The sequence below is a fragment of the Clostridium neuense genome, from assembly GCF_045310695.1.
In the GTDB taxonomy this organism is placed as follows: Bacteria; Bacillota; Clostridia; order Clostridiales; family Clostridiaceae; genus Clostridium_S; species Clostridium_S neuense.
On record NZ_JBJIAA010000019.1, the window covers coordinates 39,067 to 52,025 of the forward strand.

Genomic DNA, 12,959 nt, shown 5'->3' on the forward strand with positions numbered 1-12,959 from the left:
TAATAACTCGCTTATGGCTCAGACAGATTTAAAACTCTAAGTATTTTATGATTTTTGAGCCAAGATTTATTAGAATTTTTTTAAACCGTTCCTTCAGCATTGTTACTTGGCTCCCACCATAGGTGCAAGGAAAAAATTCCTCCGTACCTACGGAATTTTAGGCATAAATCTTTTTGCTTAATTAAATTTCTGTACCATATATTGCTATTCGTTTATATTGATTAACCGTATTTACAGCTAATTTTTCGTAGGGAAACGGAGAAAAATTTTCCTTGATTTTGTGTCTGGTGAAGTAATAGCATTGAAGGAATAGTTTAAATAAAATTTTATAAATCTTAGTGGCAAATTGTTAAAAGCTTTAGAGCTTTCAATTTGTTTGAGCATTTTTTTAGCGAGTTATTGAAAGCTCTTAAGATTTTGACAATTTGATGCTTAGATTTATTAATTTTATTTAATATTCCAAAATGATATTACTTCATAATTAATATACTAGGAGGTGTACTTTAATGAGAATAATTATAGTTAAGGATTATGATGAAATGAGCAGTAAGGCTGCAAGAATTATATCAAGTCAAGTTACTTTAAATCCAAAGAGTGTTTTAGGGCTCGCAACTGGCAGCACTCCTCTAGGAACCTATAAGGAACTAATTGATTTGTACAATAAAAAAGAAATAGATTTTGGAAGTGTTAAAACTTTTAATTTGGACGAATATTATGGAATAGAAAAACAGAATGAGCAAAGTTATCATTATTTTATGATGAATAACTTATTTAAATATATTAATGTACCATTGGAAAATGTGAATATTCCTAATGGAAATGCAAAAAATATAGAAGAAGAATGTTTAAGGTATGAAAGTGAAATTGAAAAAGAGGGCGGAGTAGACATTCAAATTTTAGGCATTGGTGCTAATGGACATATTGGTTTTAATGAGCCGAATGTAAACTTTGAAACTAGAACTCATCTCGTTACTCTTGATGAAAGAACAATAGAAGCAAACTCTAGGTTTTTTAAAGATAAAGAAAGTGTACCTAAAAAAGCAATAAGCATGGGAATAAAAACTATTATGGATTCAAAGAAAATTTTGCTTATAGCAAGTGGAGAGGGAAAAGCTGAAGCTGTGGAAAAAACTATTAAGGGTAAGGTAGACCCTAAGGTGCCAGCTTCAATACTTCAGCTTCATAAAGATGTTACATTTATTATTGATAAGGCAGCAGCAAGTAAACTTTAGGATTGTAAGTGATTAAGCGCATGGAAGATTAAAAGGATTTACAATTATCCATAGTAGATTTAATATAATTATAGTGGTTTCTTGTGATTTAATTAGTTGACTTAGATTTAAACTCGACAAATAGGAGTGTATTAAATATGATTGGAATAATTGCAATATCTCATGGTCCATATGCAAAATCACTGATACAATCAGTTGAAATGGTCTATGGAAAGCAGGAAAAGCTTCAAGCAATTTGTCTTGGACAAGATGAAAGTTTGGAAAGCCTGCAAATTAAAATAAATGATGCGGTTAGGGCTTTGAATTTAAAAAAAATACTTATTATTGTAGACTTATTAGGAGGTACACCTTATAATGCAACCTCGATGCAGCTAAGCAATCCCAATATAAATGTTATTACAGGTTTAAATATGCCTATGCTTTTGCACATTTTACCGCATAGAAATAAAAGTTTAGAGGAAGTTTCAGAAATAGCTATAATGAGCGGTAAAAATGGTATTATAAACGTAAGTAAAAAGTTTAAATCCTTAAATGAAGCTAAAGGTAAAATTTAAACAATAGGGAGAGGATATCTTTGCTGAAGATAGTAAGATTAGATGACAGATTAGTGCACGGACTTATTATAAATAATTGGTGTACCATTGAAAATATAAGTGAAATAATGGTAGTTGATAAAGAAGCTGCAAATAATGAAATGAGGAGAACTGTTATTGAAATGTCTACCCCTGAAAACATAAAGGTGTTATTTTGTGATGTTGACAGCGCTCTTGAAATTTACGCCGAAGAGATTGAATACGAAGACTTAATGATGATTTTTGGAAATCCCTTTGAATTACTTGAATTTGTGAATAAAGGCGGAGTATTAGAGAGTGTAAACATAGGAGGAATGTCCTTTAAAAAGGGAAGAAAGCGTTTAAGTACTTCGGTTTATGCAGATGAAATAGAGATTAATGCCTTAAAGAAAATAACAGAGAAGGATATTTTGCTAGAAATAAGAATATTACCTACAGATACAAGTACAAATTTGTTGAAGTACATTTAGTATAGGAGAGGATGCCATGTCTACCTTTCAAGCGATTCTTTTATTTATATTTTCCTCTATTTCCGGCATAGATTCTTCATGTGAAGAGTTTCAAACTCATAGACCATTAATTGCAGGTACTTTAACAGGTCTTGCCCTTGGTGATTTAAAGACAGGAGTTATGGCTGGTGCATCTATGGAATTTATTGCACTAGGTTGGATGACAATAGGTGCTGCAGTGCCTCCAGATCCGGCTCTTGCAGGAATAACCGTTGCTATACTTGAAATACTTGGAAGACAAAATGCAGGGGTGGCAATAAGCATAGCAATTCCTTTAGCTGTAGCAGGTCAATTTTTGCAGATAATCGAGAAGGGAACAATTGACATTGCTCTAATGCATTTTGCAGAAATAGGAGTAGAAAAGGGAAAGTTCTCAAGAGTGACAACAGCACATCTTTTAGCAGCAATTCCAAGCGCTTTAAGGGTATCAATTCCAGCGTTAATCATAGGATATTTTGCAAATGCATCTTTAGTACAGGAACTTTTAAATTCAATTCCAAAACAAATTACTTCAGGCTTACAGATATCATCAGGATTTTTGGTCATTGTTGGATATGCTATGATTTTAAACCTTTTAAGTGTCAAAGAACTACTTCCATTCTTTTTTATTGGTTTCATAATAATAACTTTTTCAGATGTAACTATATTTGCTTTAACCTTGATTGGAATGAGCTTTGCTGTAGTGTATTATCACATAACCTCTTTAATTTTGAAAGAAGATAAAAGAAGAGTTAAAAAGGTAGAAACTGAAGTTCAAAGCAGTAAAAGTAATATTAAGATATCTAAAAGGGATTTAATGAGGGTATTTTTAAGAACTCAAATCTTTCAAGTATCCTGGAATTATGAACGACTTCAAAACTTATGTTATTGCTTTTGTATTATGCCTATATTAAAAAAATTATACAAAAAAGAAGAAGATCTTAAGCCAGCTGTAATGGCAAGTATGGAGTATTACAATTCACATCCATTTTTTGTTTCTATTATATTAGGCGTTAATATTGCAATGGAAGAAGCAAGAGCTAGAGGAGAAAAGCTAGATGAAAGAGATATTGCACAGGTTAAAATTGCTATGATGGGTCCACTTGCTGGTATCGGTGATCCGATATTTTGGGGAACTATAAGGCCAATTTTAGCAGCAGTTGGTGCTGGAATAGCAATAAGAGGCGATGTGTCAGGAGTTATAATGTTTTTTCTGTCAATAAATGCAATTAGGCTGCTTATGAGATATAACGTTTTGCTTTTTTCTTATGAAAAAGGTGTGAATATCATAGCAAATATAAAAAATTTTATGCCAAGACTTAAAAATATAATGACAGTATTGGCTTACACTATTATAGGTGGACTTGTAGCTAAGCTTACTAAAGTTAATATTGTAGTCACAATGTACAGTTATATAAAGGATGGAAAGCTTGTAAATGTTACAGCTCAACAACAGATGGATGCTATAATGCCAAATCTTGCGCCTTTAGTTGTAACTTTTATAGTGTGCTTAGCTTTAAAGAAAAAAGTATCGCCTTTGATTTGTATGCTTGTACTTATGGTGCTTGGTATAGCAGGTTATAGCTTTGGAATACTAGGGCTATAAAAATTAATATTGGGGGGGAAGTAATTTGAAAAAAGGAATTGAATTAGTTGAAGCAGAGAACTATGAAAAGCTTAGTGAAATAAGTGCAGAAGCTATGGTGAAATGTGTAAAGGAAAAGCCTAATGCACTATTTTGTCTAGCATCAGGAGGTTCACCAACTCTTGCTTATAAGCTTTTTATAGAAAGGGTTATTAAAGAAAATATTGATATTTCAAAATTAAGGATACTAAAGCTTGATGATTGGTTTGGAGTAGAGGCAGAAGATCCTTGCACTAGTGAATTTTATGTGAGAAAAAATTTTCTAGAGCCTTTAAGCATTTCGGCTGAAAATTATATAGGCTTTAACAGTGGTGCAGAAGATGGACAAAGTGAATGTAAGAAAATTGATGAGTTTTTAAAGGAGTATGGTCCTATTGATTTATGTATACTTGGTTTAGGAAAAAACGGACACTTAGGCTTGAATGAACCAAGAGAATATCTTGAGCCTTTTTCACATGTAGTAAAGATAGACAGTAAAACCAAAACTCACGATATGTTAAAGGCTACTAATGTTTCGATAAATTACGGTATTACAATTGGAGTTTCTCAAATTATGGCTTCAGAAAAAATCTTATTTATAGTAGCAGGAGACGAAAAAACTGAAGCGTTTAATGGATTTTTAGAGAAAAAAGTACGCTGCAGTTTACCAGCTTCAATTTTATGGCTTCATCCTAATACCTTATGTGTGTTTGAGAGTAGATGTAAGTAGGGGTAAAGAGTCTAAGAACTTAAAGTATTTATATTTATGTATGAAAAAAGTAAAAAATAATCTGCACCATTAATAAAGGTAATACAGTAAATTATCTTTATTAATGGTGCAGGTTATTTCTTTTTTATATTGCCGCTTTTTGAGATTAATAAAATAAAATCATCAATCATTATTTTAAAGCTATCTTCTAAATTTGCTTTGCCTTGAAAATATCCAAAGGAGCTTAAAGAAACAAAACCATGTAAAAGGCTCCTTAATGCACGATTTTTATGAATTAATTCGGTTGTATCTTTGACATAGAAATTTAGAATTTTATTAATAATATCAGTAGTTTGTTTTGCTAAAAGATACACTTCCTCATTTTTGGTACTTTTTATATTTAAGAATAACTCGTAAGCAGTTTTATTTTCAAAAGCAAAATCTCTATAGGTAAAAGCGAATTCTCTTATGGCAGCTTCACCACTTTTACCAATTAATCTTTGCATTATTTCTAAATTTAATTTAGTCAAAAAGTATATTGTCATTTTGATTTTAAGATCATCCATATTGTTGAAATGATTATACAAAGATGGGTACTTTATGCCAAGTTTCTCTGCGATTTTTTGGAAGGTAACTTGATCAAGGCCTATTTCATCAGCTAATGAAAAAGTAACTTGTATAATTTTTTCTTTAGTTAAATTTCTTTTTTGCATTCGAGTATCACTCCTTGTAACCGTGCTTTAAGGATAGTTTAACATTATAAGAAGTATTTATCAAACTATAATTTATAGTTTATTATTGTATTATAAAGCATATTGCAATATATTTAAGCACGTTTGGAGGTGCTATATTAGGGAGACAAATAGCTGCTTATTTTGGAATTAGATATGCATTTTTTATTACCAGTGCATTGCTTATAATGAATGCTATATGAATCAAATTTTTATTGAAGATGCAATGACAGCTTCAACAAAGGAAGAGCATGATTATGTTTGTAAGTATATTTTCCCTAGAATAGGTAAGATTAGAAAAGGTGAAGAAATAATTTCATTACTGAAATGAAAGCAAACCACCCTGAAACTTAAATGATTATTTAGCAACAAGTAAGAATCACAATCTTTATGGAAGACGTTGCTACGGTGGAATTATGAAGTATTAATATTTATATTGCCAATTTTTATAGGTGTGATATTATAATACTTGAATAAAAAAATGCCTACAAAAGAACTGATAGGAGGAAATTCAATGGGTGAAAAGAATGGAAACCGTTCTCGGGATGAGGCTATTGAAAAAATTGAGTATTATATAATTGAAAATAAATTAGCACCACATGATAGGCTTCCCTCTGAAAGGGACCTATGTGAAATGTGGGGATTTAATAGGTCAACTCTTCGTTCTGCTATACAAAGATTAGTGGTAGAAGGAAAGGTATATCAAAAGAAAGGCTCAGGGACTTATGTTGCTGAGCCCAAATTAGTAAGAAACCTTCAGGGCTTGAGATCTTTTTCTAAAGAAGTAAGTGATAATGGAAAGTCTTATGCGGACAGGATATTGTCGCTTGATATGATAGAGAGCAATAAACAAACTACTAAAAAGCTGCATGTACCTTTGGGACATAATGTATATGTACTGACCCGTCTCCGTTATATAGGTGAGGAGCCCGTAACCATTGAAAATTCATTTATAGATGCTAAGCATTTTCAAAAGCTCAAGCTTCATGATTTTTCTAGAGAGTCTTTATATGAGGTTTTTGAGAAGGAATACGGAATACAAATAATGAAGGGAGAAGAGCGGGTTGGAATTGCCTACGCTACTGAGTATGAGGCAGAGCTTTTAAACATCAAGCCTGGTCAAGCAGTTTTTTATCTTACAGGTATTGTTTATGATGAGAAGGAAGAACCTGTGGAGTATTTTAAATCCATTGTAAGGTCAGATAAGGTAAGATTTGCTAGCGTATTAAAACAGAAGTAGGGAAAATATGAAACTTGCTGTGGTTGGAGATAATTGCAGGATGTATATGAAAGCCTTAATCAGACATTTACAGGTGTTAACCCAGTAAACTTGGCGGAGAAGCTTCTTATACTGGTGTTGTGGGAGACTATAAATATGTTAAAATAATGTTAGAGGTTCTGATGGAAAAGTCAGTGATACCTCACATATAAAAGTTTTACGCGGAAACACTACATTAATTAAGATAGAATACTTAAAGATTATGATGTGGAATATGTTTTCTTTTCCTGCGATGAAGGCGATGAGGAATTTATCAGTGAATGCATGAAAAAATGCAGAAGAAGGTTTATAGGCTTGTGATTGTAACCTTTGTAGAAAAAGGATTAAAAGAGTGCATGCATATGGTTTCAGAAAGTGCGACTAATACACTTAAGTACAGTGGTGCTTGGTAATGCTTGCTTAAAAATTTAGTATGGAGGTGCCTTGTTTGAGTAAAGAAGAAATCAATTATCAGTCCCCTATTTATTTGCAGCTTCGAGAGGTAATTCGCAACAAAATTGAGGATGGCGAATATATGCCTGGTATGGCGATCCCATCAGAAAATGATTTGGCTGAAACTTATGGTATAAACAGAATGACCGTGCGAAATGGAATTGACGCTCTTGTAAATGAGGGTATTTTAAAGAGGGTGCAAGGGAAAGGCGTATATGTTGTAGGTAACAAAGTTGAGAGGGATTTAGAGATTTTAGGTGGATTTACTCAAACTATGAGGGAAAAAAATACTAAACCTTGCACTAAGGTGCTTACCAAAATCTTGAGGAAAGCAGGAGATAAGTATTCATTAATTTTTGGAATTAAACCAGAAGATGAAATTTACTACATAAAGCGTATATGCCTAGCAGATGATGTCCCTGTTTCACTAGAGGAAATTTTTATACCCAAATACATAGTTCCTAAACTTGAAGGTATTGATCTTGGAGTTTTCTCTGTTTATGAAGTATATGATTTTTATGGTATTAAAATAGAAAGAGCTTTCCAGACCCTCGATTTAACTCAACTTGATCAGAGAGATGCACGTATGCTTGGAATAGATTCTAATTTATCGGTTATGCTCTTTGAATGTACAAGTTATGATGAGAAGGATCGGGTTATTGAATTTACACGTAATTATACACGAGGAGATAAATGTAACTTTAATGTTCATTTTTATAGAGATTGAATGTTTCAAAAAGAATAAAGCAGGAGAAGCTAGAGGTAGTAGCGATTCTCCTGCTTTATTAAATTCTATCATTAGTAATTGTAATTATGGGCACCAATGGTATAATGAGGCTATTGATCTTGCTATGTATAAAGTAACCAAACATGTGCAATTAATGAACAATCATATTAGGAGGCATTATAATTATGAAGTTAAATTTCAATTGTATTAACTGTAATATTAACCAAGTAAATAAGCTTATGAAATTGTCAGAGCTTGATAGGCATGGAAAAGAAGAATTAATGAAAGAAGCTCTTAATTATTTAAGCGATGTTGACTATAATAAATGCAATCCAGAGATTGCAGGAGAAATATGGCAAATTATAATTAGACATATAAAAGATGATAATCCTTATGATGAGATAAAGAAATATTATAACAGAGAAGTTCTAAAAATGATGAAGGAAATCGAAGAAATGATTTACAATTCAAATGACAAATTTAATACAGCACTTAAGCTTGCCATAACGGGAAATCTAATTGATTTCGAAGCTAAGCATAGCTTTGATGTAAATGTACTTAAAGAAAAATTAAGGAATATTGAAAAAACAAAGCTCGTTGTTGATGATAGCAGAAGCTTATATGAAAGTTTAAAGAATGCTAAAATACTTATGTATTTGGGCGATAATTGTGGAGAAATATGTTTGGATAAGTTATTTATAAAGTACATAAAAAATCAATTTCCAGGTATTAAAGTATATTTTGCAGTAAGAGGGAAAGTCATAGTTAATGATATTACACTTGAAGATGCAAAAATGGTGGACATGCATGAGGTAGCTGAGGTGATTGAAAATGGGGATGGCTCCTTGGGAACTGTTATGGGTAGAGTAAGCAGTGAATTTAAAGAAAAATTTTATGAGGCAGATGTAGTAATAGCAAAAGGGCAGGGGAATTATGAAAGCCTAAGTGAAATAGATAGAAACAATGTGTTTCATTTGTTTATGGCAAAATGTGAAGCTGTTGCAGGTCTTTTAGGTGTAAATACTATGTCAATAGTCTGTGCTCAGAAAAAAGCCGCACATAACAAATTTATATAGATAGACAACGTGAAAGATTTAAATTGTGAATACCACGTTTATCCATAGCTTTTTACTGCAGGTAAAACCCTTAACTGTAGTATTTGACAAATTATGGTTTACAACTATAAATTTACAAATGATAATTTTAATGTTCTATGTTGTTTATTTTTAAAATAGTTCTCAAATAAGCTTTATTAAGCAAATAAAATTTATGATGTATTTTCAAATTTAAATATATAGGATGGAATTAAAAAAATGGATTTAATTGTTGAAGTAGGAACAGTGAATGATATAGATGAATTGGAACAGCTTTATAATGACTTAAATGATTATTTAGCAGAAGGAATAAATTATCCTGGATGGATAAAAGGTATATATCCTATTAGAGAAGATGCAGCCAATGGTATTAAAGAAAATGCTCTTTATGTGGCAAGGTGTAATGGAAGAATAGCTGGTTCTATTATATTAAGGCACAAACCTGAAGAGGCATATTACAAGGTTAAATGGAGCTTTGAATCTGATTATTCGGATGTTTTTGTTATATATACCTTTGCAGTTCATCCAAACTTTTTAAAGTGCGGAGTAGGTAAAGCGTTAATGGATTTTGCAACTAAGCATGCTATTATGAATAATGCTAAAGCTCTTAGACTGGATGTTTATGAAAAAAATATGCCTGCAATTAAGCTATATGAAAAGTGCGGCTTTAAGTATGTTGATACAGTTGATTTGGGCTATGGAGAACATGGGCTTGATTGGTTCAAATTATATGAAAAACAGCTTGTCAGATAAAATTATTGAAAAAATGCTAGAGATAGAATGATGGGGCTTTCCTGTAGATGTAATATGCGGTAATTTTAAAGTTTTTGATTCTGAGCTAACTATGGATACTGTACAAAAGCTAATATTAATGTATTCTGATTTTAAAGATAGAACTGAAGCGGAATTAAATGCAAGAGAAACTTTTCCTAATTCATATACAAGTCTTGGTGGTCTAGAGTTTGAAGTTTAAAATATATGGAATTAGGAGGAAAAGAGGTTAACGTGAGAAATAAAAATACTAAGAATAGCATTGTTTTATTTTTAATCTTTGCATTCGGACTTCCGCTAATATGTGTTCTTTTGGAGAAAGGGGTATTTAAGTCTGGGATTATAAATTTTATATTGTTTGGTATTGAGGCAGCAGCACCAACACTTTCAGCAATAATTGTAACCTCAATCTTTAATGTAAAAATTGGTATACGGAAATTTTTGAAGAAATGTTATATTAAAAATATAAAAGTAAATTATGTTTTGCTTGGAGTAATGATACCAATAGTGCTGCTTGTTGCCGCAAAATTAACGTGGTGTGTTTTTGCCAGTAATACTACGTTTATGAAAGGAATTACTGTAAAAAAGCTTCTAATAATAGCATGGTCCCTAATTGCAGAGGAAATTGGTTGGAGAGGATTTTTACAAGAGAGATTGGACAAGCCACTTGGATATTTATTAGCACCTATACTTCTGGGAACCATTTGGGCATTGTGGCATTATCATTTCTTTTGGCTGGGAACTATGTCAGCACCACTCATATTATTTTGGCTTGGTTGTATTGCAGACAGCTTTGGCTACTACTGGATTACTAAAAAATCAAAGGGAAATATTATTCCAGTGTCCTTGTGGCATTTTACAGAAAATATGTTTGCCAATGTTCTTTTAATAACTCCTGAATACAATCACGGGAGTAATATTCCATACTTGCTGTGTGTAGTCTATTCATGTATTATGGCTATAATTATAAGTTTAAAATTAATGTGTGAAGGACGGCAATATAGATAGACAACTTGAATGTTTGAAATGACTAACACCAAACTTATCCCGTAAGTGTAAGATTTTGCTTAGAGTATAGAGTACAATTGACAGAGGACAGTGAAGGATGATTTTTATCCGCTATCGCTTCAAAAAATCTAAAACTATATATTTATAATCTTTTTATTCCTTTACTGTGAATTGTGAACTGTACAATGATTAAGTTAGTTCGTAAAATTTAAAACCATGACTGAATATATTTAATGTGACAGCCCCGCAAATTATTTTTCCATGAATATCTGATCCCAATATCTAAGCATTTTGGCACCCCATTTTATATTTAGGTCTGGGAGAGGTAGTCCATAGGCCAAGTTTAAAGCTACTTCAAGCATGTTTATGCCAGCACCTAAATTGGTTACAAGAGAACCAGATACTCTAGGATTTATTTCTATTAATTTAGGCAGTCCTTCCCTTGAATATTTAAATTGTATATTTATGTTGTAGGAAAGGTTTAAAGCCTTAACTATTTTTTTTGATATAGCTATGAGTTCGTCATTTTTTTCTATGATAGATTCAATAGCTATACCCATAGAGGTTTCAACCCTCTGGCGAGGAATGCATACAATTGTTTCACCATTTTTGCACACACAATCCACGCTGTATTCAGTGCCGGGTAAGTATTCCATAATAAGAATATCTGGAAGCTTACTATATTGCTCCAATTGGCTTTTTAATACTTCCCATCGTATTTTGGCGGTTCCTGGTCTTTCATTTAATATATCTATTTTTTCATTGGTTATTATGTGAAAGCCCTTACTACCTTCTGATGCTGCAGGTTTTAAACAGACTGCTTTGTTAGGATAGCCTAATTCAAATATAGCTTTTTCTATTTCATTTAATGTACATGCACGTCTATATTGAGGAATAAAATTGCTTTCAGTAAAGTAGTCATATAAGGCTATTTTATTATTAGCAATACTAAGTTTTTCAGTATCCGATGTTGTAATTATCTTTACGCCTAGGCCGTCAAACAGTGGTATATTGCGGGATAATGGAACTAATTCATCTCCGTATTGAGGTATTAAAGTAGTTATACCCTCTTTTTTACATATATTTTTTATACTTTCTATATAATCGGCAGAAGCTCCGCTGGGTACTATATATTTTTTACCAGTCAAAGCAAAGCCTAGAGAAACCTTATCTTCTCTATCTGCTGTAATCACATCTACCTTCATGTGCTTAATATCTTTAAGCATTTTCAAATCTGCTGCAGTACCCATGTTGTCAGATATTGTCCATAATACTTTAATATTCATAGAAGTTCCTCCATTTTATCTGCTTAAAGTATATTATATCATCTATATAAAGATAGACAAGCTAAAAGGTTCAAATTACCAATTGCCAATTGTCTATCTATATCATGTTGTAATTTTTTACAACAGCTTATTTTTTTAAAGTTCAATAAATATCCATAATAGTTTTGCGTTATTAAGCTAATAATATGCTATAGAGAGTGAAAATAGCTTGATATTATTTTACAAAAGAAGGTAATGAGATGAGACGAAATTGTGTATTTATTAATTTTATAATTGTTATTTTAGTGACTTTTTTCTTAGGCAATTCTGTGTATGGATATGATTTAAACAAAAACAGATATAATAATCCGAATAAGGAAGTTTTTCTAACCTTTGATGATGGTCCTTCGCCCAATAATACACGAAAAATATTAAAAATATTAAAGGACAATAATATAAAGGCTACTTTTTTCGTTGTTGGGATAAAAGCAGAGGAAAATCCTGCTGTATTAAAAGAACTAAGTGACAGTGGTATGTCTATAGGAACACATTGCTACTCACATGATTATAAAAAGATATATAGGAATCTATCCTCATATGAAGAGGACTATGAAAAATGTAAAAGCTCTATAAAAAACATAACTGGAAAAGATCCTATTCCATATGTTAGACTTCCCGGAGGCTCTACTAATGATTTTTTGAGTAAATCCGTTTTGACCGCTATAAAGGGTAAGCTATCTGAGGGTAAAATAAATTATGTTGATTGGAATGTTTGCTCTGGTGATGCAGATAGTCACGTAGTACCAGTTGAAAAGATTAAAAATAATATTAGAACTCAGTGCAAAGATAAAAAGTTTGCAGTAGTACTTATGCATGACACCTATTATAAATATTTTACGGTGGATTCACTTCCAGGCATAATAAAATATTTGAAAAGCCAAGGCTTTGTATTTAGAACCTTTGATGATTTAACTGAGTGGGAAAAGAAAGAATTAACAGGTCTCAAAATTATGAATAATTAATAAGC

The 12,959-nt window shown here is 31.8% G+C and carries 15 protein-coding genes and 1 pseudogene; 14 read left to right on the forward strand and 2 right to left on the reverse strand.

Translation table 11 applies throughout. From position 1 onward, the window contains the following. Nucleotides 1-506: 506 nt before the first annotated feature. The 5 genes from nagB (at nt 507) to ACJDT4_RS19635 (ending at nt 4,646) form a co-directional block, all read left to right on the forward strand. Nucleotides 507-1,232 carry a glucosamine-6-phosphate deaminase gene (nagB, locus tag ACJDT4_RS19615; RefSeq protein ID WP_406789295.1) on the forward strand — a complete coding sequence of 242 codons (726 nt, stop codon included), beginning with the start codon at nt 507-509 and terminating at the stop codon, nt 1,230-1,232. Between the two features lie 137 nt (nt 1,233-1,369). After that, a complete protein-coding gene (locus ACJDT4_RS19620; protein WP_406789296.1) occupies nt 1,370-1,786 on the forward strand; it encodes a PTS sugar transporter subunit IIA in 417 nt (138 codons plus the stop codon). Nucleotides 1,787-1,806: 20 nt separating this feature from the next. After that, the gene (locus ACJDT4_RS19625) at nt 1,807-2,274 is read left to right on the forward strand and encodes a PTS sugar transporter subunit IIB (RefSeq protein ID WP_406789297.1); all 468 of its coding nucleotides are present in this window, start codon (nt 1,807-1,809) and stop codon (nt 2,272-2,274) included. Between the two features lie 16 nt (nt 2,275-2,290). Then, on the forward strand, nt 2,291-3,898 hold the full coding sequence (locus tag ACJDT4_RS19630; protein ID WP_406789298.1) for a PTS system mannose/fructose/sorbose family transporter subunit IID: 1,608 nt from the start codon (nt 2,291-2,293) through the stop codon (nt 3,896-3,898). 25 nt (nt 3,899-3,923) lie between these two features. Beyond that, nucleotides 3,924-4,646, forward strand: coding sequence for a 6-phosphogluconolactonase (locus tag ACJDT4_RS19635; RefSeq protein ID WP_406789299.1), 723 nt, complete (start codon nt 3,924-3,926; stop codon nt 4,644-4,646). Between the two features lie 113 nt (nt 4,647-4,759). Here the strand turns inward: ACJDT4_RS19635 and ACJDT4_RS19640 are convergent, their stop codons facing one another. Beyond that, on the reverse strand, nt 4,760-5,338 hold the full coding sequence (locus tag ACJDT4_RS19640; protein WP_406789300.1) for a TetR/AcrR family transcriptional regulator: 579 nt from the start codon (nt 5,336-5,338) through the stop codon (nt 4,760-4,762). Nucleotides 5,339-5,558: 220 nt separating this feature from the next. Between ACJDT4_RS19640 and ACJDT4_RS19645 the strand changes: the two are divergent. The 8 genes and pseudogenes from ACJDT4_RS19645 to ACJDT4_RS19680 all read left to right on the forward strand — a co-directional run. Beyond that, nucleotides 5,559-5,687: pseudogene (locus ACJDT4_RS19645) on the forward strand (hydrolase); the annotation flags it as partial. A 183-nt stretch (nt 5,688-5,870) separates the two neighbouring features. Then, a complete protein-coding gene (locus ACJDT4_RS19650; RefSeq protein WP_406789301.1) occupies nt 5,871-6,596 on the forward strand; it encodes a GntR family transcriptional regulator in 726 nt (241 codons plus the stop codon). A gap of 299 nt (nt 6,597-6,895) precedes the next feature. Next, nucleotides 6,896-7,027 carry a hypothetical protein gene (locus ACJDT4_RS19655; protein WP_406789302.1) on the forward strand — a complete coding sequence of 44 codons (132 nt, stop codon included), beginning with the start codon at nt 6,896-6,898 and terminating at the stop codon, nt 7,025-7,027. Between the two features lie 26 nt (nt 7,028-7,053). Then, entirely contained in the window at nt 7,054-7,794 is a 741-nt protein-coding gene (locus ACJDT4_RS19660) for a GntR family transcriptional regulator (RefSeq protein ID WP_406789359.1), read from the forward strand. A 185-nt stretch (nt 7,795-7,979) separates the two neighbouring features. Then, a complete protein-coding gene (locus ACJDT4_RS19665) occupies nt 7,980-8,870 on the forward strand; it encodes a damage-control phosphatase ARMT1 family protein (protein WP_406789303.1) in 891 nt (296 codons plus the stop codon). 237 nt (nt 8,871-9,107) lie between these two features. After that, nucleotides 9,108-9,641: a GNAT family N-acetyltransferase gene (locus ACJDT4_RS19670; protein ID WP_406789304.1), complete on the forward strand. Its 534-nt coding sequence runs from the start codon at nt 9,108-9,110 to the stop codon at nt 9,639-9,641. Between the two features lie 91 nt (nt 9,642-9,732). Further along, nucleotides 9,733-9,861 (forward strand): hypothetical protein, encoded by a 129-nt coding sequence (locus ACJDT4_RS19675; RefSeq protein WP_406789305.1) that lies wholly within the window; start codon nt 9,733-9,735, stop codon nt 9,859-9,861. A 5-nt stretch (nt 9,862-9,866) separates the two neighbouring features. Then, nucleotides 9,867-10,667, forward strand: a complete 801-nt coding sequence (locus tag ACJDT4_RS19680) for a CPBP family intramembrane glutamic endopeptidase (RefSeq protein ID WP_406789306.1) — start codon at nt 9,867-9,869, stop codon at nt 10,665-10,667. A 251-nt stretch (nt 10,668-10,918) separates the two neighbouring features. Here ACJDT4_RS19680 and ACJDT4_RS19685 read toward each other — a convergent pair whose 3' ends face one another. Next, the gene (locus ACJDT4_RS19685) at nt 10,919-11,953 is read right to left on the reverse strand and encodes an ATP-grasp domain-containing protein (protein WP_406789307.1); all 1,035 of its coding nucleotides are present in this window, start codon (nt 11,951-11,953) and stop codon (nt 10,919-10,921) included. 239 nt (nt 11,954-12,192) lie between these two features. Between ACJDT4_RS19685 and ACJDT4_RS19690 the strand changes: the two genes are divergently transcribed. Further along, on the forward strand, nt 12,193-12,954 hold the full coding sequence (locus tag ACJDT4_RS19690; protein WP_406789308.1) for a polysaccharide deacetylase family protein: 762 nt from the start codon (nt 12,193-12,195) through the stop codon (nt 12,952-12,954). Nucleotides 12,955-12,959: the final 5 nt, after the last annotated feature.